This window comes from Pseudidiomarina xizangensis (assembly GCF_052541995.1).
This window is the reverse complement of the sequence record NZ_JBOBQA010000001.1, coordinates 502,470-527,076: the sequence shown is the minus strand read 5'-3', so window position 1 is coordinate 527,076 and position 24,607 is coordinate 502,470. Positions and strand designations below refer to the sequence as shown.

Below are 24,607 nucleotides of genomic sequence, written 5' to 3'. Positions count from 1 at the left end.
GTGATTCAACTGCTCTCTTTTTGTAAATTTTCGAGTTCTTCCCAACGTTCAAGCGCAGTAATTAGCTCATCTTCTAAAGCCGCTAAACGCTCTAGAACTGGCCCTGTTACTTCGTGTGGCTGATCATAAAAATCAGCGTTACTGGCTTGCGCTTGTAACTCCTGTTGTTCTGCCTCTAATGACTCGATGCGCTTGGGTAGCATATCAAGTTCACGTTGCAGCTTATAGGATAACTTTTTCTTTGTTGGTTCAGAAGCTTTGCTTGCAGGCTTTTCTGACTGCGGCGGTAGTGGTTTAGTTCCCTTACTTGTTTGGTGTGCCAAATAATGTTCAACATCATTAAAATCACCAACGATTTCAGTAATTTTACCCGCGCCTTCGAAAAGTAAAATACTGGTGGCCGTATTATTAACGAATTCGCGATCGTGACTGACCAGAATGACGGTGCCTTGGTAGTCGGCAATGATTTGCTCAAGAAGTTCCAGGGTATCAATATCGAGGTCGTTGGTCGGCTCATCAAGAACCAACAAGTTACTTGGTTGTAAAAACAGCTTGGCTAACAAGGCGCGATTACGTTCGCCACCGGAAAGTGCGTGTACTGGGGTTCGGGCTTGTTGTGGAACAAACAAAAAATCCTGCAAATAACTAAGAATATGCCGTGTACGGCCATTAAAGGTAACATCTTGCTTACCTTCGCCAACGTTTTCAGCCACGGATTTTTGCGGGTCGAGTTTAGCTCGGTGTTGGTCAAAATAAGCGACCTCAAGGTTGGTTCCTAGCTTAAGTACACCACTATCAATGCCCTGCTGCCCAAGAACCACGCGAATCAAGGTACTCTTACCACAGCCGTTTGGCCCCACCAGTGCTATTTTATCACCGCGTTGTAAAGTTAAACTAAAGTCGTTGAAGATCACTTGATCGGCAAAGCTTAAACTCATGTTCTCACCTTCAAACACAAGCTTGCCAGAACGTTGTGACTCCTGCACCGCAAGTTTGGCAGAACCTTGTTGCTCACGGCGCTTTTTGCGTTCAGCACGCAGAGCCTGCAAGGCGCGCACACGACCTTCATTGCGGGTACGGCGTGCTTTTACTCCTTGCCGTATCCAAGTCTCTTCTTGCGCGAGTTTCTTATCGAATTCAGCATTATGCTTGGATTCAACGTCTAATAAGTCTTGCTTAGCTGTCAGATATTGATCGTAATTACCTGGAAACGAGCTCAATTGACCGCGATCAAGATCGATAATTCGCGTCGCCAGCCGTCGAATAAACATCCGGTCGTGACTAATGAACAGCACGGCGCCCTGAAAATCCAGAAGTACGGTTTCTAACCACTGCACCATATCAATATCTAAATGGTTAGTCGGCTCATCGAGCAACAGTAAATCGGGATCAACAACCAATGCGCGAGCTAATGCCACGCGGCGTAACCAGCCCCCAGACAAACTCGCCATTGAGGTGTTTTCGTCAAGCCCTAAGCGCGTCAGCGTCTGCTCGATACGCGTTTGTAACTGCCAACCGTTGGCGGCTTCGAGTTGCGTCTGCAGCGTCGCAAGCTTGTCTAACAGTTTGTCATCAGGAATTGCGTCGGTAAGCTGTTGCGATACCTCGTGGTACTGCTTTAATACCTCACCAACATCCGCCAAAGCTTCAGCGACATAGTCGTAAACACGTTGTTCTGAGTTCGCTGGCGGATCCTGAGGTAGCCGCGCCACCACAGTGTCTCCTACTTTTTGAATGGTACCTTCATCGAGCTGAATATCACCGGCAATAGCTTTCAATAATGTCGACTTTCCAGCTCCATTGCGGCCCACTAAACAAAGGCGTTCGCCTGTCTCAATGAGCAAATCGACACGATCTAGAATTGGGTCATTACCAAAAGCGAGCTGTGCTTGCTGCACGCGTAATACTGTCATACTGTTACAAACTCCATTAACTGCTCACCGAATGGCCAACGCAGTTCTGCATCGTCAGCTTCACGTACTAACACTGGTACTAACAAGGCATATTCTTCATATAAGTCAGGTTGTTCACTGATATCAACCCAGTGTAACCGTATCGGCTCCTCCAGCGGCAATTGATGCAACTGGGTAAGTGCTTCGATACAAAGCGAGCAATTCGGTTTACTCAATAAATAAAAATCAGTCGACACGCTGGGTTACCTTAAATAAATGATGGATGCTTTTGTGTCTGGCAAAATCAGCGCTAATCGAACGCTTAGTCCAGTCTTCAGCTTGCAAGAATGCATCTTCCAGTCCTGCTTCATCAAGTTTAAAGCGACGTTTATTATTGGAAAAAATAATACTACCGTCGTTTTTTAATAAACGCGCGGCAAGCTTGAGCAATTGAACATGATCACGTTGAATATCAAGAACATCCTGCATGCGTTTCGAATTTGAAAAGGTCGGAGGATCCAAAAAGATCAGGTCAAAACGCTGCTGCGGCGGCTGTTGTTGTAGCCACTGCATGCAATCAGCTTGAATAAAGCTGTGTGGTCTTAGTTGCAGTCCATTGAGACGAAAGTTTTCTTCGCCCCAGGCCAAATAAGTTTTTGATAAATCGACTGAGGTTACTGTCCGCGCCCCGCCTAATGCAGCGTGCACAGATGCGCTGCACGTGTAAGCAAATAGGTTCAGTACCACTTTATTTTGACTGAGTTCACCAATCGTCTTTCTCGCCCAGCGATGATCAAGAAAAAGACCGGTATCTAAATAGTCGCTCAAATTGATGATGAACTGTGCATTGTTTTCATGCACAACCGTGGTGATACCACGCAACTGTTGCCGCTGGTACTGTTGCTTACCAGCTTGCTTTTGACGCACTTTTAAATGCATATTAGCTGCCGAAAAAGGCAGTACTTCGGTCAAAGTATCGAGCAAATGCCATAGACGTTCTTTGGCGAGTGCCGGTGGAATATCTTTGGGTGCGGCATACTCTTGAATAACCAGATGTTCATTATAAACATCAACCGCTACATTGTATTCTGGCAGATCTGCATCGTACAACCGCCAAGCACTAAGTCCTTCTTTTGCCGACCATTTTTCAAATTTTTGATAGTTCTTTTTAAGTCTGTTTGCCAAATCGCTTGATTGCTCTCTGGTAAACTCAACTTGCTCTTTATTCAAGTCATAAAGTGCTAGAATGACCTCTAAAGCACCGTTATACAGCTTGTATTTCTTATGGCTGCGCAATTTGAGACGCTTTAATAGACTTTCATCGCCCGCTAATATCGCAACTTGCCAACCGCTAAATTCTTGCCGTATACGTTGACCGAAACGTCGGTACAGCAATAAAGTTTCTACTTCCTCGCCTAGCCGCTCACCGTAAGGAGGATTACAAATCAGTAGCGAGCGCTGGTCGCTTGCGGCTTTCTCTGGCGCATCTATTTTTGTAGCATCGCCGGATTCCCAGGTGAAAAAACCGGCGAGGTCGAGTCGTTGAGCGTTCTGGTCTGCAATAGCTAACACCCGTGGATCATTATCAGATCCATACAGGCGCAGCGACTTCGTCGTTTTCGCCTGTTGGTGTTGTTGTTCAGCTTGCGCATAGAGGTCTTGCCAGAGTTCTGGTTGATGCTGACGCCAATGATTAAAGCCCCAGTGTGCACGGCGTAGGCCGGGAGCATGCTCGAGAATGATCATAGCGGCTTCAATGAGCAAAGTTCCGGAACCGCAGAAAGGATCAACGATGACCTCTGTTGTGCGGTTTACCCCCGCTCGAATCGCAATGGCCGCAGCAAGTGTTTCACGCAGCGGTGCTTGCCCCTGTTGCAGGCGATAACCTCGGCGATGCAAAGCTTCACCACTTAAATCGAGGTACCAGGTCAACTGATCACGCTGTAAATGAGCATTGATACGAATGTCGGGATCTGCTTTATCAACATTAGGGCGACCTAATCCAGCATGACGAAAGTAATCAACAATGCCATCTTTGACCAACTGGGCGCCAAACTGGGTATGTCGGATCTGTTGATTCTCGCCAGTAAAATCAACCACAAAGGATTGCTCTGCGGTCATGTGATCTTGCCATGACGTTGCTGCCACTTCAGCACTCACGGCGCCCACGTCTTGACCGACGGGGCATTGACCAAGCTGGACTAAAATGCGACTGGCTAGTCGACTCCACAAACAAACGCGGTACGCACCTTTCAGGTCACAGCTAAAGCGGCAACCAGCTAAGGTTTGTTGCACATCGTCGATACCCAAAGATTGTAATTCATCGAACAGCAATGGTTCGAGACCTTTGGCACAGGTTGCAAAAAGTTGCAAAGCTGACGTCATAATTGTGGATAATCCTTTTGCGTCATTGGAAAACGACTCGATTATACGTGATGCGGAGCGCACTGTATTGTCGCAATTGTGCTAAAAAGCAGCAGTCGAACGGAAATTGATGAAATAATCAGCAGTTGCTGCGAATAAGCATTGCGTTATCCTGAAAGCTTGGTAACATGCGCAGCATCGGACGCGGGGTGGAGCAGTCTGGTAGCTCGTCGGGCTCATAACCCGAAGGTCGTAGGTTCAAATCCTGCCCCCGCAACCAATTCCGATAACCTTCCAATGTTTTATTATTTCTTCCTGATAGCTATTCTCTGGTAGTGCCTCAACATAACCCAAGAGTACGTCTGACATCATGTCTGCACCATGTGCAACTGTATTTTGTCCGTCCAGGCTAGGAAAATCACCGCCGCCGTTTGCGCGGTAGTTGTTGGTCGCCACATAAAACTCATCTTGCGTCGTTACCGGTTTATTCTTATAGGTTAAGTCAACGATACGTTTACCGCTAGGTTCGCGTAAGTCGATCGCGTAATGAACACCCATAATCATATCGAAATTATAATGCGGGAAGTCTTGGTTAATGAACGACCAGCATTCGCTTGACGGTTCATCGGTTAAGGTCGCCACGCCTGATAACCCCTCAGCGCTGTGCTCCAACCACGCTTTCAGTTGTGCACCATTGACCTTGACCACATCCAATGTGTTTGGATAACGGTAGAGATCGCCAATAGCCCCACGAGTAATTGGCCCAGCGGCAATGCTGGTTGCTCCATCATCAGCATGGAATGCAGCATCGAAGGGGGCTGCTGCGCTTAACAACGGTAGCTCAGCTAAACCGTTAGCGGTTAGCAGTTGTTGCGCTTGCCAGGCTTGTGCACGTTGCACAAACTGCACTGCACTACTTGGCCGCCAGCGCGCGGTTCGATAACTTAGTGGATAATGGGTTTGCCCAACGGGTTGTTGCATAAATGCCAGCGTAGCCTGATGTGCGTTGGCAACTTGCTGGTTGATGCTGGCATCTTGTTTTAACTCGTCATTGACTGGACGAGCCTCAACAATAAAATCACTTACCCGCCATTTCTGAGCGCTGAAATCATAATTAATCTGTAAATCAATAATTCCAAGGTGGCTGCCGTAAATTCCGGGTTGCACGGCCGGAACGCCGCGGATGGTGCCCTCGGTACTATTTACTTCAGGTAATAGATCATAAACATCAGTCCCAGGAAAAACTTCATGTTGATGCCCCAGCAATAACGCATCAATGTCTTTAATACCTGCTAATAACCAGCCTGTTTGCTCTGCATCTTCAGGGTTGGCGGTGTTTTTGGGCATTCCTGTATGGGCGGCAAGAATGACGACATCAGCGCCCTGCTGGCGAGCCTGCTGCGCCATACTACGCGCGCTGGATAACATGTCGTGAACACGAACCTGGTGCTCGAGATGATGCTGATCCCATTGCATGATTTGTGGTGGTAATACGCCAATCACAGCGACTTTCAAAGGGATCGGCTGGCCCGTAGGTGGCACTACTGAATAAGCAAACCAAACGATAGGCGCTAACTTCTGTGCTAAAGCCGCGGGAGCTTGCTCAAGTAATTCAAGGTTACTGCTAACCAGAGGGAACTTTGCATCACGATAGGTATCAGCAAGATAATCCAAGCCAAAATTAAATTCATGGTTGCCCAGATTTGCGACATCATAATCCAAGTGATTCAACGCCGCAGTAATGGGGTGGGTTATTTGTGCCACTGGAAATTCAGCTACAGCCCAATCAGCCAGTGCCGAACCTTGAATCAGATCACCATTTTCGACGAGTAAGTTAAGTGGTACTTGTTCTCTGGCTTCGGCAATCAGGAGCGCGGTGGCGGCCAAACCTAAACCTGCTTGTTGCTGCGTGGCAAAATAATCATAACTTAATAGTTGACCATGAACATCGCTGGTTTCCATGATCCGCAAAGAAGTGGTGTAACTACCATGATTGGGCATCGTTCGCTCGCAACTACTTAAACCGCCAATAAGTATGACGGTAATTGAGAAAATTTTGAGGTTATACAACACAGAAAACTCGCTTACGCGTGGCGTAAATGGTCGTCGTCTAACTGTAATTGCAGGTAATGACTGGGCTGTAGGCGATTTCTCAAGACTTTTACCGACTCAAATTGTTGCATTACTTTAACATCAGACAGCGTCATAGAATTCGCCAGCAACATACACTCGGCAAACTCGTCATCAATCGTCATGATGGCAAAGATACCGGTTTCGGTGCCTGAGTTGAGCTCAATTAGAGCGCCCGGCTCAAGGGTGTAGTTTGGGGCTGTCTCACAAGATTGAAAATACCAACTTTGTGGCATCTGCGGACGGCCGAAATGTTCTAAAATGGTGCGATTTAATGCTGCTTGGGTCAGCAACATTGGATCCCATAGCTCATAGGCTGACAAGGCGTCATAAAACTCCTGGAAGCAGCTTGCGTCGTCCACAGTGAACGCTGCGTGCAAAGGTTTCATGGGAATTAAACGAGAGGTTTTGTAGGGACACTTGTGCACAAGACCATGGTCAAGTTCAACAACCAGCTGATGTTCCTCGGGGTCGTATATCCAGCGCCAATGCTGAGATGCGTGCACGGTTCTACCCTTTTTATAGTTATTAGATGCTGCTTAACATAGCTAATATAAGCTTAAATTACAAGCGATTCACTATGTCAGCTACAAGTTTTGGACCTTTATAAATAAAGCCAGAATAAATTTGTACTAAGCTTGCTCCAGCGGCGAGTTTTGCTTTCGCCGCCGCGTGCGAGTCAACCCCGCCGACAGCAATAATAGGTACAGTGCCGTCGAGTAAGCCTGATAATTTACGTACAATACGGGTACTGTCCTCAAACAATACTGCACCACTTAAGCCCCCTGCTTCTTCTGCATTCGGTAGTCCGGTAACAGCGGCTCGATTAAGTGTGGTATTGGTCGCAACCACAGCATCGATAGCATGTTTGCATAATGCACTGGCCATTGCCTGTAATTCTTGATCGGATAGATCAGGCGCAATCTTTACCGCGAGCGGCACATAGCGGCCGTATTTTGTCGTCAGTGCGGCTTGTTCTTTCTTTAAAATGCTAAGCAACTTATCTAGTGCTTCGCCATGTTGAAAGGCGCGTAAACCCGGTGTGTTGGGTGAAGAAATATTTACCGTAATGTAACTTGCGTAAGGATAAACCCTGCGCATGCAGTACACATAATCATCGACCGCGTGCTCTTCAGCTGTATCCTTATTCTTGCCGATATTGATGCCAAGCACACCACGAAAATCGGCGTTCTTTACTTGCTCAACAAGATAATCGACGCCCTTATTATTGAAGCCCATACGATTAATGATGGCCTCTTTTTGCGGAATCCGGAACAAACGTGGTTTCGGATTGCCTTCTTGCGGCTGGGGTGTGACGGTGCCGACCTCAATAAAACCAAAGCCCATTTGCGAGAAGGCCTCGATACACTCGGCATTTTTGTCCAGGCCTGCAGCTAAACCTACCGGATTAGGGAAGTTTATGCCCATCACCTTAATCGGTTTACTGATTACTTTTTGGCGCCAAAAGATGGCTAATGGCGTGTGCGCATATCGGCTCAACAGGTTTAGTGTGAGTTCATGAGCTTGCTCTGCGTCTTTGCGAAAGAGCCACGCCTTAGCCAGTCCGTACATATTAGGAAGCCACCGTACAGTTGTGATTAAGTAACATTAGCTCTCGTAATGCGACCGAGAACTTGGCAAATTCATGACTCTTGGTGGTACGGAAGTCGGCTAGCATGTGTAACCAACGATCCACATAAGCTTGATTTTCTTTCATCCAAACATCAAGTACATCAAGCCCTTCAACCTTAGCATCACCGCTATTCAGCATGCTCATGGTCAAGGAGCGTTGCTGCCAATCAAGTTCTTCACGGAACGCCGCTCTAGCCAGTGCTTGCCAGTGATTATCGACCGGTTGCGTGTTGATCTGTTCAAGGAACCAATGCAGAGAGACCCGAGCACCAAGATGGAAGTAGGCTAAAGCCACGCTTTTCACTTTGCGATCGGTTTCATGCACGATATCTGCGATATCAAGGGCTGAGAACAAGGTCGACAAGGTACCAATCTGATACGCCAATTTATCCGGCACCCCTGCATTGGTTAAGCGTTCGATTTCCTTCTCAATTCCGGCACGTTCGTCTGGTACTAGGTAATCCAACACATTTTTGCGTAAGTCGTTAAAGGCACCTTGATAGAAGTCCAAGCGTTGTTGAATCGTCATGTGCTCAGGTTTGCGATGACGCAGGAACCAACGCGTCGCACGACGTACGACCCGACGTACCTGAAACAGCATGTGATTTTGCATGTCCGCTGGTATTTTATTGTTCCCCGCTTCGATCTGTTCCATCAAGCCACGAAGATTAAAGCATTCACGCGCAACCACATAAGCCGAGGCGACTTCTGCGGCTGTTGAGCCGGTCGCATCCATTTTGCGGAAAACGAAGTTTGGCCCCATATCATTTACAATATTATTGGCCAACCGCGTCGCAATGATTTGTGGCCGCAATGGGTGCGCTTGCATTGCCTCGGCGTAGGGTTCTTGTAAAGGTTTAGGGAACGCATTAATCAAAGAACGCGCATGGAATGGGTCATCCATCACGGCTTCATCAAGCAAATCTTCCTTCAAAACCATTTTTCCATAGGCCGTGATTACCGCAAGTTCGGGACGTGTAAAGCCCTTGTTGCTGGCCTGGCGTTCTGCTAGTTCGTCATCATCGGGTAAAAACTCAAGACTACGATTGAGTTGCCCTTCGCGCTCCAAATGATGAATAAAACGCTGAAGTTCTTTGATTTGATCAGCGCCACGCAGGGCTGTTACCGAAATCGACTGTGATTGACGATGGCAGTCTTTGATAACGATCTGCGAGACTTCATCGGTCATGTCATAGAGTAACTGATCCCGCTGCTTCCGGGTCAGTTCGCCATCTGCGACCAGACCATTAAGTAAAATTTTGATATTTACTTCGTTATCTGAACAATCAACACCACCGACATTATCAATGGCGTCGGTATTTATGCGTCCACCGTTGCGGGCGTATTCGATGCGGCCAAGCTGAGTCAGCCCCAGGTTACCGCCCTCACCCACAATTTTGGCCCGCAATTCTTTACCATTCACCCGCAAAGCATCATTAGCACGGTCACCGACATCACTGTCGCTTTCTTTGCTCGATTTAACGTAAGTACCGATGCCGCCGTTCCACAACAAGTCGACCGGCAACATAAAAATGGCGCGGATCATATCCGTTGGGGTCATGGATTTCTTTTGTGTGTTAAACAGTTTTTTCAGCTCAGGAGTAAGCTCAATGGCCTTCGAACTTCGTGAAAATATACCGCCACCTTTAGAAATCAGTGCGTTGTCATAATCTTCCCACGACGAACGTGGCAATTGGAATAAGCGTTCACGTTCAGCATAACTCTTCTTGGCGTCAGGTTCTGGGTCGATGAAAATATGCAGATGATTAAACGCTGCAATCAAGCGCGTGTGCTTCGACAACAGCATGCCGTTACCGAATACGTCGCCTGCCATGTCACCCACACCGACTGCTGTGAAATCTGTGGTTTGGCAATCGATGCCCATCTCGCGGAAATGTCGTTTGACTGACTCCCACGCACCACGTGCAGTGATACCCATTTTCTTGTGGTCGTAACCAACCGAGCCACCCGATGCAAACGCATCGCCTAACCAGAAGTTGTAATCATTTGAAATGCCATTGGCGATATCAGAGAAAGTCGCTGTGCCTTTATCAGCGGCCACAACCAAGTAAGTGTCGTCATCGTCATGGCGTACCACATCTTTTGGTGGGACAACTTCGCCAGCAACGATATTGTCAGTGATATCTAACAATGCCCGAATAAAGGTGCGGTAACATGCTTTACCCTCTTCGAAAAACGCCTCGCGTTCTTCCGGGAGGTTTTTACAGTAGAAACCGCCTTTCGCGCCTACTGGAACAATAACTGTATTTTTTACCTGCTGCGCTTTTACCAAACCAAGAACTTCGGTACGGAAATCTTCGCGGCGGTCAGACCAACGCAGGCCGCCACGTGCAACTTTACCACCACGAAGATGAACACCTTCGACCCGCGGCGAATAAACAAAAATTTCATATTTCGGCAGTGGTAATGGCATTTCAGGAACTTTCTCAGGCAAGAACTTAACTGAGATGTATGGCTTTTCTTGGCCATCAGCATCGTTCTGGAAAAAGTTGGTGCGCAGTGCAGCAAGGATCAACTCAACATAGCGGCGAATGATCCGATCATCATCAAGGTTCGCTACGTTATCAAGTTCACTGGTAATGCGAGTCTCCAGAGCTTCAATTTTTTTACTACGGCTCTTAGCCGACGGCTCAAATTTGCTGTAGAAAAGCTTCACAATCAGCGTCGAAATAACTGGATACTTACTGAAGGTGCTCTCGATATAGCTTTGACTAAAGGTGGTACCGATTTGTCGCATGTATTTTGCAAACATACGCAAAATGATCACTTGACGACCTGTTAAACCAGCACTTAGAACTAAACGGTTGAAACCATCGTCCTCATAATGGCCATCCCATACGCGAGCGAAGGCGTTTTGGAATAGATCACGACTCGCCTCAAGATCCAGCTTGGTGTTGCTGTGTAACATCTGGAAGTCTAATATCCAGAAAACGTCGCCGTTGGTCGCTTTAATTTGATAAGGACTTTCGCCAATGATGCGCAAGCCGAAATTCTCCAGCATGGGTAGCACATCAGACAAATGAATCGGTTCGTCCTTATGGAAAAGTTTTAAACGAATACGTTTGCTCTGCTCGTTTTCTTCACGCGAACGATAGAACAGCATCCCCAGCTTATGATCTTTGTCGAGGGCCTCCAATTGCTGGATATCAGCAATTGCTACCGACGGTAATATTTCTTCTTTATATGCTCGTGGGAAAGCATTCGCATATTTCTTATTGAGCGCATTGGTCTTTGATTCACCAAAAGTACTACGCAAGATGCGCTCAAAGTTGTCTTCCCAAGTCCGCGCCGCTTCAATCAGATCGTTTTCCAATTCTTTCACGTCAATGTCCTGTACGTGGTCACCGACGCGAACCGTATAATGCGTACGCGCCAGCGAGGATTCAGAGAAATAGGTTGTAAATTCCACATCATATTTGCTGTTCAGTCGTGCTGATAGAATCGACTGAGTTTTTTGACGGAGCAGCGTGTTATAGCGCTCTTTAGGAACATACACCATACATGATGCGAAGCGTCCGAATATGTCGCGGCGCACAAACAACCGTGTCATGTCGTGCTCTTGCATTTGCAAGACGCCCACACCGACCTCAAGTAAATCGTCTTCGCTAGCTTGTACTACTTCGTCGCGTGGATAGGTTTCCAGAATATTCAGTAAGGCTTTGGCTGCATGCGAATTAGAAGCAAAGCCCGAAGCATCCATCACCCGTTTAACTTTTTCGCTTACCAACGGAACATCGCGTGCGCTGTTGTTATAGAAACTGCTGGAGTAGAGCCCGATAAAGCGATCTTCACCAATCACTTTGCCATTCTTATCAAAGCGTTTTACACCAATATAGTCACAATAAGCCGGACGATGTACCCGCGATCTGGAATTGGTTTTGGTCACTAGCAATAAGGTATTATCGAAGGTTAATTCCCGTGCCATTTCAGGCAACGATGAGATCATGCGTTCTTTGTTGTTTGCCGACTTACGCATGAGTCCTAAACTGGAGTCAGTGTTTTGTCGGATCTGATAATCCCCTTCCACCGCCTTTAAATCATAACGGCGGTAGCCCATCAGGGTAAAGTTATCTTGCGAGAGCCACTTTAAGAAGCGTTGTGCTTCTTTCAGCTCTTTAGCATCGCCGGGATAGTTTATGTCGCTTAGCTCTTTGGCTATAGTTTCCAAGCGTTGGCGCATGGGTTGCCAATCGTTAACCGATAAGGTGACGTCATCCATAACCGAGGCCAGTTCACGTTTTAACTGCGCCATCGCGTCTTTACTGGTTTGTCGATCAATTTCAATCAGGAACACGGTATCGACTTCATTGTCACCACGGGTTCCCGCTTTCAATAATTTGGTAATGCGTTGTTTGTCGTCACGTTCGTGGCTCAAGGGCAAATGCAGCAACAAGTGAGAGTTAATACCTAATCGTGACAAGGCCATGCGAATGGAATCGACCATAAACGGCATATCGCTTTGGATGATTTCAATTATGGTGTGTGCTGATTCCCAGCCATGACGCGCAACTTCAGGGTTGTAAGCTTTAATTAGCGCTTTGTCCCCTGGTTGATACTCATTGAAGCTATGCCAAAGACCCATGATTGCGCCATAAAGATCGCTATCGTTACGTTGTGCGAGTTCATTAGACGAAACATTTCGGAACATACGTAAAGCAAAATCTTCGATGAGATCAGCGCGGTCGGTCGCGCGCTGCTGAATGAGGGTGGCCACTTTTTGCAATATAACAGGAGTCTGGCTATCGCCAAGGGAGTTCATGCTAAGTATCCTTGTAACCTTGAGAGGTGTAACACTACTTTGTTTTATCAAAAACTATCAAAAACGATGTTGCTTAGTATTGTCGGACATTTAGCTAAGCTATTCAATGCTTATTAGCGCGAAAAAGGAGTGTTCAGACCACGTTTAACGCGGCCTGAACATGATTATGACAGGTTGCTGCATGATTATTGCGAAGCTGTTTCTTCGGATTGCAACGCGCTCGTGATTTTTTCGTCAAGATCGGGTGCTAAATCAGCAAGTTGTTGCAGCTCAACAAGGCTTTGTTTGAGCATACTCTGGCGTCTTGTATCAAATCTTCGCCATTGCATGAAGGGGGTGATTAACCGCGACGCAACTTGTGGATTTAACGTATTCAATTGCGTAATTATGCGTTGCAATAATTTGTAGCCACTACCGTCTTCTTGGTGAAAGCGTAAACTATTACGGCTGAAGCTCGCAAGTAACGCATAAACACGGTTGGGATTGCGTAAAGAAAACTTTGGATGATCAAGTAATTGTGCCACCCGTTTGACAGTTTCAGGGTGCCTTGCGTTGGCTTGAACCGCAAACCATTTATCCATAACCAGAGGCGTTTCCTGCCATTGTTCTGCAAACTCAGCAAGTACCTGTTCAGCGCATGGCAACTGGTGCTGCACGGCGATTTCAAGCGCGCCTTGCTGCAAGGTCATGTTGCCCTGCGTTAAAGCTTGTTGCGCGACCACCGGACTGTAGTCGTGCGGTTTGGCTAACGCTAAGAAATATAAACACCTTTGCCGCAGTGCTCGTGCTGCCATCGCCTTACCACTGAGCTGTTCAGATTGACTTTCGAGGGCTTCGAAGGTGGCCGCGAATACCTCTTGTAAACCGTTAGCAAGCGCGTGCGCAAGAGTTTTCACCGCCCGCTCGATCGCGTCAAGCGGTGCATTTTCCGGGTAATATTCAAGTAACTCTTCGGCACTTGGCAAGGTGAAAATAAGTGCTTTTAATGCGTTATCAATGGGCGCCTTAAGAACCTTTGTTAAGGCTCGTAATTGACTCGCTGAAAGTTGTACTGGTTGCTGGTTAGTAACGGCCTGGCGTAAACAGGTGAGATAAATTTGCTGAGCGGCTTCCCAACGCGTCACTTCTTGTTCGCCATGGGCAAGTAACAATTCTAACTCTTCGGTGTTAACTGATGTCTGCAATTTTACCGGCGCACTAAAGTTTTCCAGCCAGGCGATGATGGGCTCTTGCTCAACTTCAGTGAAAGTGAGTGTTGCAGAGCTATCGCTCAACACATACAGCTGACTTCCCGATTCATGGTCGTTCACTTGTGCTGAGTCTGTTAACAGAAGCCGTTCACCGGCATGAGTGTAAGCACTGAATAACAGAGGAATAACGACTGGAGCTTTTGCCGTTTGCCCGGGAGTGGCAGGGGTCATTTGCTCGAAAGTCAAAGTCAGCAGGCCCTGTGCAGCGTCATACCGTTGTTCGATTCGTACTTGCGGTGTACCTGCCTGACTGTACCAGCGCCGGAATTGCTGTAAATCAACAGGATTAGCAGTTTCCATTGCCGCGACGAAGTCCTCACAAGTAACAGCTTGACCATCATGCCGCTGACGATACAGTTGCATGCCGTGTTGAAAGCCCTGTTCACCTAACAAAGTGTGCAGCATACGAATCACTTCCGCCCCTTTGTTGTATACAGTGACGGTATAGAAGTTATTCATTTCAATAACTTTATCAGGGCGAATTGGATGTGCCATTGGCCCGGCGTCTTCGTTAAACTGAAAACTGCGCATAACACGGATGGCATCAATGCGATGCACCGCGCGGGAACCTAAATCGGAACTAAATTCCTGGTCGCGGAATACCGTCAGACCTTCTTTCAGGCTCAGTTGGAACCAGTCGCGACAGGTAATACGGTTTCCTGTCCAGTTATGAAAGTATTCATGTCCTATCACCGATTCAACATGGACAAAGTCCCAGTCGGTAGCTGTTGCCTGATCAGCCAGAACATATTTCGAATTGAAAATGTTGAGGCCTTTATTCTCCATAGCTCCCATATTAAAAAACTCAACTGCGACGACCATGTAGCGATCTAAATCGTAAGCGAGATCAAACCGCTCTTCATCCCACTGCATGGCTCGTTTAAGCGATTCCATTGCATAGTTAGCACGGCTCAAATTACCTTTATCAACAAAGAGTTCAAGGCGAACATCGCGTCCTTCGAGGGTGTGATAATGATCTTCCAGGCGATCAAAATCCCCCGCCACCAGGGCAAACAAATAGGCTGGTTTAGGATGCGGATCGTGCCAGGTCGCGTAGTGACGGCCGTTATCTTGTTTACCTTCGTCGATCAAATTGCCGTTACTAAGCAAAAACGGAAAGTGTTCACTATCTGCCGATAGTGTCGTTGTAAATACTGCGAGTACATCAGGACGATCTAGATAATAGGTAATGCGACGGAAACCTTCAGCTTCACATTGGGTGCAAAATGCCCCGCCGGACTTATATAGCCCTTCTAGTGCACTATTAGCGCTGGGATCAATCTGGGTCACAATATCCAGAGTAAATTCATCCGGGATTTCAGTAAGTATTAACTGTTTATCCGTCACTTCGTAGCTGTCAGCCGAACGCAGTACGCCGTCAACAGCTAAGGTGATTAATTCGAGATGCTCGCCATCAAGTTCTAGTGCACCTGGAGCTTGTCGTTTCAGTTGTAATTGTGAGCGGACACGGGTCGCATGATCATCAAGATCAATATTTAAATGAACGTTTTCAATAGTAAAAGCCGGAGCGCGGTAATCGCTCCGGTATTTGGCTAACTTCTTCGACATAACGACTTTTAACTACCTTGCGTGGATCGGTGAATGAGTTGCATCGCTGCGGTGTAAGATGCGAATTCCGGTGTAACCATAGAACAATGCTACCAGCGGCGTTAACCAGTTAAAGAATGCAAAAGGTGCATACTCAAGTGGGCTAATCGCTAGCGTTCCCATCATAAAGGCAGCACAGGTATTCCAGGGGATTAACGCCGATGTCAGAGTGCCGCTATCTTCTAAGCTACGTGACAATACGCGCGCATCTAAGCCACGCTTTTCGTATTCCTCACGGAACATCCGGCCGGGAATAACAATTGCCATGTACTGATCGGCAGTAAGTAAATTGGCGCCGAAACAGGTCAACAGCGTTGCTGCGATCAAGTTGCCGGTTGATTTTGCGAAGCCTAATACACCAGCGATAAGACGTTCTAACAGGCCTATTTTTTCCACCACAGCACCAAATGCCATGGCGCTGAGTATCAACCAAACGGTGTTCAGCATGCTCGACATACCACCACCACTAAGCAGTGAGTCAAGTTGGGTACTACCTGTTTCGACAGTAATACCGTCAGTTAATGCAAGCCAAACCACTTTTAATGTTGCTACAGCAGAATCTTCACCGGCCAGCTGAGTGATGAGTTCGGGCTGGAAAATGACCGCCCACACACCACCTAACAACGCGCCAAAGAACACGGTAGGCAACGCCGGTTTGCGGGTGGCAGCCAGATACAAGAGTACACCCAGTGGCACCAGCATTTCCCAACCAATGTTGTAGGCGTTGGTGAGCTCAAGCTGCATGGTTTCCAGCTGTAATGCGTTAGCACTTGCTTCTACGTTCAGGCCAAGAAAGAAAAACAGTACTAAAGCGATAAGGTAAGCTGGTCCGGCGGTATACAACATGTAACGAATATGCGCGAACAACTCGGTTCCGGCCACTGCAGGAGCTAAGTTAGTGGTGTCCGACAACGGCGACATTTTGTCACCGAAATAGGCACCGGAAACAACTGCGCCGGCGGTAATTGCTGGTGATAACCCCATCCCAGCAGAGACCCCCATCAAGGCCACACCAATGGTCGCAGCGGTAGTCCACGAGCTGCCGATAGCGAGTGCAATAATGCCGCAAATAAGAGCACTGGCGGCGTAAAACCAACTCGGATTGAGCAGCTCAAGGCCATAATAAATCATGGTTGGCACCGTACCGGAAAGCAACCAGGTACCAATCAACGACCCGACCGCAAGAATAATAAGAAGTGCGCCAAGGGCTACTGAAATACCCTCTTTAATACCCTCTTCAATATCATCCCAACGGTAATTATTTACAAAGCCAATGATAACGGCGACACCACCGGCAAGCCAAAGAGCGATTTGATTGGGTCCGTACGATGAGTCTTCGCCAAATAAATAAACTGAGCCCCCTAAGGCAAAAATCAGCACCACCAGAGGTAGTGTCGCTTGCAATAAACTTGGCTCTTTAAAAGCTGAAAGTGATTGATTTCGCATAATTATCTCTGATGTTTTTTAGTTATTGCAACGATTGAATGCGCATAGTTTAAAAGTTCAGTACGCCAATCAACTGCAGAAAAATAATCGCTATGATAACAGGAGCGAACCAACGCACCATGAACAACCATAGACGGAATAGTACCGGATTTGTATCGAGTTCATCTTGACTTGCCGAGCGCGTCATCACCCAACCGCTGAACACAGCGAGAAGTAAACCGCCGAGTGGTAGTAAAATCGAGCCTGTAGCGTAATCAATGAGATCAAACCAACTGCCGATACTTTTGCCCGGAGCCTGCAAGTCTAAATGCGTCCAAGGCGCACCAACAAATGAATAGATAGTTACTTGCCCCAGCAGCCATAAAGTAAAAACAGCAACAATAGTAGCTTTCCAACGCCCCCAGTCGCACTTCTCTTCAAGAAACGCAACCGCCGACTCAATCATCGCGATAGCTGAAGTGAACGCGGCTATGACCAGCATGACGAAAAATGCAGTACCGACAAAAATGCCCCCGGGCATAGTACTAAATGCAATTGGCAAGGTTCTGAAAATAAGTCCAGGCCCTGCTTCTGGGGCGAGCTGACTACCAAATACGATGGGGAAAATAGCTAACCCGGCGAGCAAGGCAACAAAAGTGTCCGCCAACGCAACCCATAAAGTGGTCTGTACAATCGATGTTTCGCGCGGTAGATAAGCACCATACATAATGACTACGCCTGAGGCGAGACCTAATGAAAAGAATGCGTGACCGAGAGCAAGCAATACCCCATTTACTGATAGGTCGGCGAAATTAGGCGCGAACATAAAGTTGATAGCAGCAGAAAAGTCACCAATTGATGCTGCATAAATCGCGATCAAAACAAGTAATGCGATCATTATGGGCAACATCCATCGCACCGTGCGCTCCAAGCCATCTTTAAGGCCTTTACCAACGACGATGGCGACCGCGATAAGAACAATGGCGTGCCATAATGTGAGGCGTAATGATGAACTGACTAACTGATCGAAGACCCCACTAATTTCGGCCACGGATTTACCATTGAAGGCACCATTTGCTGATTCGTAGACATAGGCGGCTGCCCATCCTGCAATAACAGCGTAAAAGCTAAGCACCAAAAATCCTGTAGCCATACCCAGCCACCCAGTGATTTGCCATGCACCGCTTCGTCCTGACTCTTTGGCAACCTCTCGCGCGGCGATGCCAGGACTATGCCGGCCACGCCGGCCTATAATTATTTCTGCCATCATCACTGGGATACCGATGACCGCAATACAGAGCAAATAAACCAGCACAAAGGCCCCACCGCCATTTTCACCAGTGATGTAGGGGAATTTCCAAATGTTACCCAAGCCGACAGCTGCCGCCGTTGAAGCAAGAATAAAGGCCATGCGGCTTGACCAGCGGCTGGCAATCAGTTTAGGACGTGTCATAACCTTGTCGTTCCGTAATGTTATTATTGTTTTGGGTACTGCTTAGTCTACAAAAAAGCCGCCGTTGGCGGCTTTTGCGGTGACGAACCACGCTTATTGCATGGCCAGCTTCTTGATATTATCAATCAGTTCGAAGCTAAGCACTAAGGTCTCATTTAAATATGGATCTGGTAATTCAAAATTTTCCGGGACATTTTCGAGACTTTTCACTGGCTCTAATCCAGCCCGAACGAGACGCTCGTTGGCACGTTCCAATGCCTTCTTCTCATCCGCTTGCTCTTTTGCTTCACGTTCAGCAAGAACCAAGCTAACCCAGGTTTTATCTTTTTCCAGTTGATATTCAGCCGCGTCTTCAAGAACATAACCGAATTCTGGGTTAGCTTTGATGTTTTTGTCTTTTAAAGCTTGCAGTTCGGGGAGCTTCGCCGCTGAAATTAATTCCAGTTGTTGGTAATCAGCGGTGTCAATTTTATCCCAAGGCAAGGCATTTTTCTGGCTACTTTCGCCAAAAGTTTCGGTGTCTGTGACAGTAGGGAATTTCACATCAGGCTCAACCCCCCGCATTTGCGTGCTACCACCATTGATTCGATAAAATTTAGCAATGGTATATTGTACGCTGCCTAAAGGCTCATCAAAAAAATCAAAGCGACGTTGTAAACCACGATGTTGCTGCACCGTGCCTTTACCATAGGTATTTTCTCCGACAATTAACGCCCGTTCATAGTCTTGCAGCGCTGCGGCAAAAATCTCTGAGGCAGAAGCACTGTAACGGTCAACCATGACAACCAACGGGCCTTCATAAAAGGTTTCGCCGTCACGGTCGCCATTGACCTCACTGCGCCCGCTGCCATCGGTGACCTGCACCACTGGGCCTTCATCAATAAAGAGACCGGTTAAACTAATAGATTCCTGCAGTGAGCCGCCGCCATTACCGCGTAAATCAATAATTACGCCTTCCGCATCAGTTGCTGTGACTTCATCAATGAGCTTTTTAACATCGTCTGTTAGCTTATGGTAAAAGCTTGGAATCGAAATCACGCCCATGGTACGACCTGCGTAAGGGCCCTGCTCCAGAGTTTTTATTTCCACTTTGGCAGCGCGGTCTTCTAATTTCACTTTGTCGCGAACGATAGAAATCTCAGTCGGCTTGGCGCCGGCGGCTTGATTTGCTTTCAATACTTGCAGTTGCACCGTTGTGCCCTTCGGGCCTTTAATAAGTTCCACCACTTCATCTAACCGCCAGCCGACAATATCAACAAAGTCAGCATCTTCATCGTCCCCCTGAGCCACTGCGACAATTTTGTCTTCTGGCGCAATGGCGCCAGATTTATCCGCTGGCCCACCGGGTACCAAGCTACGAATCACTGTGTAGTCAAATTCTGACTGGAGCACCGCGCCAATGCCCTCAAGTGACAGATTCATGTTTTGCTCGAAACGTTCCGCATTCGCCGGAGATAAATAACTGGTATGGGCTTCAACGCTGCGGGCAAACGCATTCATTACGGTTTGGAATACGTCTTCACTATTGGTCTGGGTCAACCGCTTAAGCGCGTTGTTATAACGTTTACCAAGAGTCTCTACAACGTCCGGCCATTCTTTACCCGTCATGGTTAGATTTAATGCATCATATTTTACCCGTTGTCGCCATAATTCATCGAGTTCTTCGCTAGTTGTTGCCCACTCAGCGTCTTCTCGGTCAAAGTGATAGCGGTCGCCGTCAGTGGTAAAGTCGAACGGCTTTTCTTGGTCAAGCAGGCTTAAGGCATAAACGTAGCGTTGATAATTCCGTCGCAGCGCTTTTTCAAACAGTGAGTACGCAGGACTTAACTTTCCGGAATGAATCATGTCATCAAACAGATGCTTGTATTCGGCTGCTTGTTCCACATCTGAGCGCAGTAAGGACATCTTGTTATAATCAAGCATTTCAAGGTAACGGTCTAAAATTTGCTCCGACAATGCATTGTCCAGTTCCATATTTTTAAAATGGTAGCGAGTGAAATAGGTGGTAACCCGCTGACTGACAACGCTGTGTTGATCTTCCTGGCTCAATGTCGGTAGGTCGTCTACTTGGTGTGCTGGGGGCAGCGCAATAGCTGCGGACACCAGACCACATTGTAGAGTGACTGCGATAGCTAAATTTTTAATCGTTACCTTGGGCATGTAATTACTCCTGCTGCGTCAGAAAAATAGCATCTACCGTAACTTTGACCGTCAAGCCATTATGAAGTTGCACCACAACATCATTCCGGTCTACCTCGACGACTTCGCCAGCGATCGGCTGTTTTCCAGCTTTTACCTGAACGCGTTGTCCAATACGTAAGCTTGCTTTATCAGCAGCTTGCAATTTAGGTTTACTAACCTTCCTGCTTGCGCGTTTTGCTGGAGCTTTGCTGTCACCGGACGGTTTAGTAGCAGTTTTGTTTCGATTAGGAACCTTAGCCCGTTGCGGCGGCGTTGGTGCTGTCGCAGTTGCCGCCTTTTTGCGTTCTGCCGCTGCTGCTTTAGATTGCGCTAAAGCTTCTGCCGCGTGGGTTTGTTGTTCTTCATCTACTGTACTCACCGGTTCACCGGCAAGATCAACGCGTTCGGCACCTTTTTTCATCGCGCGCAAATAACGCCAGCTATTGGTGTAATGACGTAGCGCTGTACGCAAGCGTGTTTTGCTCACGCTTTCATCGTCTTCCAATTGCTTTGCTAAATCTTCAAAAATACCAATTTTTAATGGCTTGGCATCGCCATCGAGAGAAAAACATGCAGGGAATTTTTCCGCTAGATAGGCCAGAACCTCTTTATTATTACTCAATTTCTTAACTTCAGTCATGATCTTCAGTGTCCTGCTGACGGGCGTCAGCTAGTTGTTCCAAAATATACGCCTGCATTTCATCACTCTCGAGGCCCAGCAAGTCTGGATTCTCTATCCAATCGAAAAGTGTACGGCGAACGACTTCTTCCAATACGTCCAGGTTATCATCTTCTTCGCGATAGCTTCCGATATAGTGTAATAGTTCATTCATCTGATCGACAGCAACTTCGGCCTCATCATCAAAAAAAACCATGTCTGAGACGCTGACAAGATACGCGTAGACATCAAATTCACTATACATTCTCAGCCTCAAGTAATTGCGACCAATTAAGGCTTTCAATGAAGCGACCGAGTTTACTTAATCCATCAGCGTCATGCTGAGTAAAGCGACTGACCGTGGGGCTATCGAGGTCAAATACCCCCACGACGCGCTGCTCAACGATCAATGGCACTACGACTTCCGCGTTCGAGGCACTATCACAAGCTATATGGCCTGAGAATTCATGGACGTCGTGCACCAATTGGGTTGTGCGAGTCGCTGCAGCGGCACCGCATACGCCTTGGCCGAAGGCTATTCGTAAACAGGCTACTTTGCCTTGAAACGGACCCAGAACTAAGGTTTCTGGCGCGCGTGTTAAGTAGAAGCCAACCCAGTTGACATCAGCTAAGTGGTCGTACACCAGAGCAGAAATATTACTAAGGTTTGCTATCAAATCAGGTTCACCTGAAGTGATCGCTTCGGCTTGGGCTAACACTAAATCATAATCAGTTTTGCTCATGCAATTAGGACTCTTCGGCTGACAGTGGAAAGGTTGCTATGGTTTGCTGCGTATCTTGCTTCAGGTTGTCGCGCATTTCACGCTTACTGCGGGTAACCAGCAAACCATCAGCGCCAATACGAAATGGCTCTGCCGATGGACAGTAGGTTGCCTGATAAGCCATAACTAGTTGTACGGTATTTTCTTTTTGGGCCTCAGTGAGTGCGACACCATCGGGCCAACGTCCTGTTTCCACGGCTTGTACCAAGCGCTCATAGGTGTCTGCTGAAATACTGGCTAATAGATCTTGAAATTCCATTAGCGCCCTCGTTTCAACATCAGAATAAGAACTCGGTTGATCAAAAACCAAATGACGCCTAACCCCATCAGGCCATAGCTTACTTTCGCGTACCAGGAATCAGGATGCGGTTGTTCCAGGAACGTGTAGGCAAAGGCGCCGATAGCGATCAACAAGGCTAACATCGAGTGACTGAGCAGTTTGTCCTTGCGCCGTTGTATTGCACGGTGTTGCTCACGCTCGAGGTCTTCACTATCGCGACCTGCAAGCACAAACTCGCAGTGTGGACAGGTTTTCGCTTTATCAGAAATGCGTTTATTACAGGAGGGGCAATGAATGAGTGCCATGGTGTCCTCTATTTCTATACTTCGAACTAAGCAATATAAGGGATTGAGCGGTAATTTCAAGCGTGTACGCTGGCTCAGCTAAAAAAGAACCCGCGGCAAAGCGCGGGTTCTCTCATGATTTCAGAGTAAGTTACTGTTCTTCTTTCTTTTTAGCTTGCTCGGCGTCGAAATCTTGCCAGTACGCTTTAACTGTGTCTTTCATCTCACGCCGCAAGAGCATGATACCCAGTAAGTTCGGTAGGGTCATCAGTACAATCGCAACGTAAGACAATGTCCATACCAATGTGGTATCCGCAAACGAGGCGATGAAAAAGCCTGCCACGTAAATAATCCGGTATGGCATCACGCCACGTTGGCCAAATAAGTAGACCACAGCGCGGTCGCCGTAGTACGACCAGGCTATAGCGGTCGAAAAGGCAAACATCAGCAAGCTGATCGGCACAATATACTCACCCCAGTCACCCAAGAAGCCATTGCTAAAGGCAATTGAAGTCAAAGCTGCTGAGTGCACCAAACTGTCACCCACAATAACGATGTCCTCTTTCATTAAGCGGCCATCATCAATGCGTAACGTGCCTGTATACGGGTCTTCACCTGCCACAATAAAGCGCACGTTTTCAGCAACTGAGCGAGCGTGTAGCATGGTGTAGCCGTTGTTCACCGCTTGGCCTTTTTCGACCTCAATCGTACCGGTATATTTTTCGATGGTATTTTGATCGGTGCTGTTTAAGTAGTGATAAAGCGCTGTGCGGTTTGCTTCTTCAGCATCATTGTAGTTGCCAGCGACAATTTCCAGGTCGGTGCGTGAGAATGTGTTTTCGTGTTTTTGATTCCAAACACCCGAAGACAAAATCACCAAACCTGTCAGAGTACACACGATAATAGTGTCGATGAATGGCTCAAGAATCGAAACCAGACCTTCTGATACTGGCTCGTCCGCACGCGCTGAGGCATGAGCTATAGGGGCTGAACCTTGACCCGCTTCGTTGGAGAACAAGCCTCGGTTTACACCACGGTTGAACGCATAAGCGAAGGTTGCGCCTAAGAAACCACCGGTTGCTGCAGAGCCGGTAAACGCATCGGTAAAGATAGCGACAAACGATGGCCCAATTTGGTCTAAGTTGTAGAAAATGACACTGAAAGCACCGAGTACATAGAGTAAACCCATGATAGGTACAATCCGCGAGGTTACTGCGGCAATACGCTTGATACCACCGATGATAACCATCGCCAACAGTATCGCTAAGATGCCGCCCGTGAGCATTGGGTCGACGCCAAAGCTCATTTGCATACTCTGCGCGATGTTGTTGATTTGCGGCATGTTACCGGTGCCGAACGAGCTGATAATAGTCGCTATCGCAAAAATCACGGCTAACCACTTCATGTTCAAGCGGCGATCCATGTAATACATGGGGCCACCAGCCATGGTGCCATCTTCAGTTTGAACGCGGTATTTGTGTGAAAGCGTGACCTCGACAAACTTTGTGGTCATGCCCAGGAATGCGGTAATCCACATCCAGAACAGTGCAGCCGGACCGCCAAGGAAAATAGCTAGCGCTACACCACCAATGTTACCTGTACCAACCGTGCCCGATAACGCCGTTGATAAAGCTTGGAAATGACTAGTGTCGCCTTTGGCGCCCTTTTTATCGAACTTCCCGCTCACCACTTTCCAGGCATGGCCGAAAAAGCGAATCTGTGGGAACCCCAGGTAAAGCGTGAAGAAGATACCTACACCCAGGAGTATGTATGGAAAATAAGCTGCCGAACCGAGATAGCTGTCTAGCAGTAAAAGAAAGTTATTGATGGCTTCCAAGGTATCCCCCTTGTGAAATTGTTAGCGTTATTTATTGTGGTTATGTTGGTA

General features: G+C 47.5%; 17 protein-coding genes and 1 tRNA gene. 1 reads left to right on the top strand and 17 read right to left on the bottom strand.

All coding sequences use genetic code 11. The features are described 5' to 3' along the window. Positions 1-5: 5 nt before the first annotated feature. From uup to rlmKL, 3 genes are read right to left on the bottom strand one after another with little or no spacing between them, the layout of a single operon-like run. Positions 6-1,913, bottom strand: coding sequence for an ATP-binding cassette ATPase Uup (uup, locus tag ACQ5ES_RS02445; protein WP_445014370.1), 1,908 nt, complete (start codon positions 1,911-1,913; stop codon positions 6-8). Then, complete coding sequence (locus ACQ5ES_RS02440) at positions 1,910-2,149, bottom strand: glutaredoxin family protein (protein ID WP_445014369.1); 240 nt, start codon at positions 2,147-2,149, stop codon at positions 1,910-1,912. The genes uup and ACQ5ES_RS02440 overlap by 4 nt, the downstream gene beginning before the upstream one ends. Beyond that, positions 2,139-4,277 (bottom strand): bifunctional 23S rRNA (guanine(2069)-N(7))-methyltransferase RlmK/23S rRNA (guanine(2445)-N(2))-methyltransferase RlmL, encoded by a 2,139-nt coding sequence (gene rlmKL / locus ACQ5ES_RS02435; protein ID WP_445014368.1) that lies wholly within the window; start codon positions 4,275-4,277, stop codon positions 2,139-2,141. The genes ACQ5ES_RS02440 and rlmKL overlap by 11 nt, the downstream gene beginning before the upstream one ends. 182 nt (positions 4,278-4,459) lie before the next feature. On the opposite strand from rlmKL, the gene ACQ5ES_RS02430 reads away from it, so the two are divergent. Then, a tRNA-Met gene (locus ACQ5ES_RS02430) sits at positions 4,460-4,536 on the top strand. On the opposite strand, the gene ACQ5ES_RS02425 is transcribed toward ACQ5ES_RS02430, so the two are convergent. The 14 genes from ACQ5ES_RS02425 to ACQ5ES_RS02360 form a co-directional block, all read right to left on the bottom strand. Beyond that, positions 4,515-6,257: a bifunctional 2',3'-cyclic-nucleotide 2'-phosphodiesterase/3'-nucleotidase gene (locus ACQ5ES_RS02425; RefSeq protein WP_445014367.1), complete on the bottom strand. Its 1,743-nt coding sequence runs from the start codon at positions 6,255-6,257 to the stop codon at positions 4,515-4,517. The genes ACQ5ES_RS02430 and ACQ5ES_RS02425 overlap by 22 nt on opposite strands. A gap of 83 nt (positions 6,258-6,340) precedes the next feature. Next, complete coding sequence (locus ACQ5ES_RS02420) at positions 6,341-6,892, bottom strand: cell division protein ZapC domain-containing protein (protein ID WP_445014366.1); 552 nt, start codon at positions 6,890-6,892, stop codon at positions 6,341-6,343. Between the two features lie 58 nt (positions 6,893-6,950). After that, positions 6,951-7,958: a quinone-dependent dihydroorotate dehydrogenase gene (pyrD, locus tag ACQ5ES_RS02415; protein WP_445014365.1), complete on the bottom strand. Its 1,008-nt coding sequence runs from the start codon at positions 7,956-7,958 to the stop codon at positions 6,951-6,953. Position 7,959: 1 nt separating this feature from the next. Continuing rightward, a complete protein-coding gene (locus ACQ5ES_RS02410; protein WP_445014364.1) occupies positions 7,960-12,798 on the bottom strand; it encodes an NAD-glutamate dehydrogenase in 4,839 nt (1,612 codons plus the stop codon). A gap of 185 nt (positions 12,799-12,983) precedes the next feature. Further along, positions 12,984-15,617 (bottom strand): aminopeptidase N, encoded by a 2,634-nt coding sequence (pepN, locus tag ACQ5ES_RS02405; RefSeq protein WP_445014363.1) that lies wholly within the window; start codon positions 15,615-15,617, stop codon positions 12,984-12,986. 12 nt (positions 15,618-15,629) lie between these two features. Beyond that, a complete protein-coding gene (gene nhaC, locus ACQ5ES_RS02400) occupies positions 15,630-17,102 on the bottom strand; it encodes a Na+/H+ antiporter NhaC (RefSeq protein WP_445014362.1) in 1,473 nt (490 codons plus the stop codon). A 49-nt stretch (positions 17,103-17,151) separates the two neighbouring features. Continuing rightward, positions 17,152-18,534 (bottom strand): sodium-dependent transporter, encoded by a 1,383-nt coding sequence (locus ACQ5ES_RS02395; RefSeq protein ID WP_445014361.1) that lies wholly within the window; start codon positions 18,532-18,534, stop codon positions 17,152-17,154. Positions 18,535-18,627: 93 nt separating this feature from the next. Beyond that, positions 18,628-20,694 (bottom strand): carboxy terminal-processing peptidase, encoded by a 2,067-nt coding sequence (prc, locus tag ACQ5ES_RS02390; RefSeq protein ID WP_445014360.1) that lies wholly within the window; start codon positions 20,692-20,694, stop codon positions 18,628-18,630. Positions 20,695-20,698: 4 nt separating this feature from the next. Next, positions 20,699-21,355: an RNA chaperone ProQ gene (gene proQ / locus ACQ5ES_RS02385; RefSeq protein WP_445014359.1), complete on the bottom strand. Its 657-nt coding sequence runs from the start codon at positions 21,353-21,355 to the stop codon at positions 20,699-20,701. Next, positions 21,348-21,638, bottom strand: a complete 291-nt coding sequence (locus ACQ5ES_RS02380; RefSeq protein WP_445014358.1) for a hypothetical protein — start codon at positions 21,636-21,638, stop codon at positions 21,348-21,350. The genes proQ and ACQ5ES_RS02380 overlap by 8 nt, the downstream gene beginning before the upstream one ends. Then, positions 21,631-22,116 carry a free L-methionine (R)-S-oxide reductase MsrC gene (gene msrC / locus ACQ5ES_RS02375; protein WP_445014357.1) on the bottom strand — a complete coding sequence of 162 codons (486 nt, stop codon included), beginning with the start codon at positions 22,114-22,116 and terminating at the stop codon, positions 21,631-21,633. Before msrC ends, ACQ5ES_RS02380 begins: the two co-directional genes overlap by 8 nt. 4 nt (positions 22,117-22,120) lie before the next feature. After that, positions 22,121-22,414: a YeaC family protein gene (locus tag ACQ5ES_RS02370; protein WP_445014356.1), complete on the bottom strand. Its 294-nt coding sequence runs from the start codon at positions 22,412-22,414 to the stop codon at positions 22,121-22,123. Continuing rightward, the gene (locus ACQ5ES_RS02365) at positions 22,414-22,740 is read right to left on the bottom strand and encodes a zinc ribbon domain-containing protein (RefSeq protein WP_445014355.1); all 327 of its coding nucleotides are present in this window, start codon (positions 22,738-22,740) and stop codon (positions 22,414-22,416) included. Before ACQ5ES_RS02365 ends, ACQ5ES_RS02370 begins: the two co-directional genes overlap by 1 nt. Positions 22,741-22,870: 130 nt before the next feature. After that, a complete protein-coding gene (locus ACQ5ES_RS02360; RefSeq protein WP_445014354.1) occupies positions 22,871-24,556 on the bottom strand; it encodes an alanine/glycine:cation symporter family protein in 1,686 nt (561 codons plus the stop codon). Positions 24,557-24,607 lie beyond the last annotated feature (51 nt).

Bases quoted from the DNA above. Each gene is read 5' to 3' on its own strand.
- uup (WP_445014370.1), bottom strand. From the start codon at position 1,913: ATGACAGTATTACGCGTGCAGCAAGCACAGCTCGCTTTTGGTAATGAC.
- rlmKL (WP_445014368.1), bottom strand. From the start codon at position 4,277: ATGACGTCAGCTTTGCAACTTTTTGCAACCTGTGCCAAAGGTCTCGAA.
- ACQ5ES_RS02425 (WP_445014367.1), bottom strand. From the start codon at position 6,257: ATGCCCAATCATGGTAGTTACACCACTTCTTTGCGGATCATGGAAACC.
- pyrD (WP_445014365.1), bottom strand. From the start codon at position 7,958: ATGTACGGACTGGCTAAGGCGTGGCTCTTTCGCAAAGACGCAGAGCAA.
- ACQ5ES_RS02410 (WP_445014364.1), bottom strand. From the start codon at position 12,798: ATGAACTCCCTTGGCGATAGCCAGACTCCTGTTATATTGCAAAAAGTG.
- pepN (WP_445014363.1), bottom strand. From the start codon at position 15,617: ATGTCGAAGAAGTTAGCCAAATACCGGAGCGATTACCGCGCTCCGGCT.
- nhaC (WP_445014362.1), bottom strand. From the start codon at position 17,102: ATGCGAAATCAATCACTTTCAGCTTTTAAAGAGCCAAGTTTATTGCAA.
- ACQ5ES_RS02395 (WP_445014361.1), bottom strand. From the start codon at position 18,534: ATGACACGTCCTAAACTGATTGCCAGCCGCTGGTCAAGCCGCATGGCC.
- prc (WP_445014360.1), bottom strand. From the start codon at position 20,694: ATGCCCAAGGTAACGATTAAAAATTTAGCTATCGCAGTCACTCTACAA.
- proQ (WP_445014359.1), bottom strand. From the start codon at position 21,355: ATGACTGAAGTTAAGAAATTGAGTAATAATAAAGAGGTTCTGGCCTAT.
- ACQ5ES_RS02380 (WP_445014358.1), bottom strand. From the start codon at position 21,638: ATGTATAGTGAATTTGATGTCTACGCGTATCTTGTCAGCGTCTCAGAC.
- msrC (WP_445014357.1), bottom strand. From the start codon at position 22,116: ATGAGCAAAACTGATTATGATTTAGTGTTAGCCCAAGCCGAAGCGATC.
- ACQ5ES_RS02370 (WP_445014356.1), bottom strand. From the start codon at position 22,414: ATGGAATTTCAAGATCTATTAGCCAGTATTTCAGCAGACACCTATGAG.
- ACQ5ES_RS02365 (WP_445014355.1), bottom strand. From the start codon at position 22,740: ATGGCACTCATTCATTGCCCCTCCTGTAATAAACGCATTTCTGATAAA.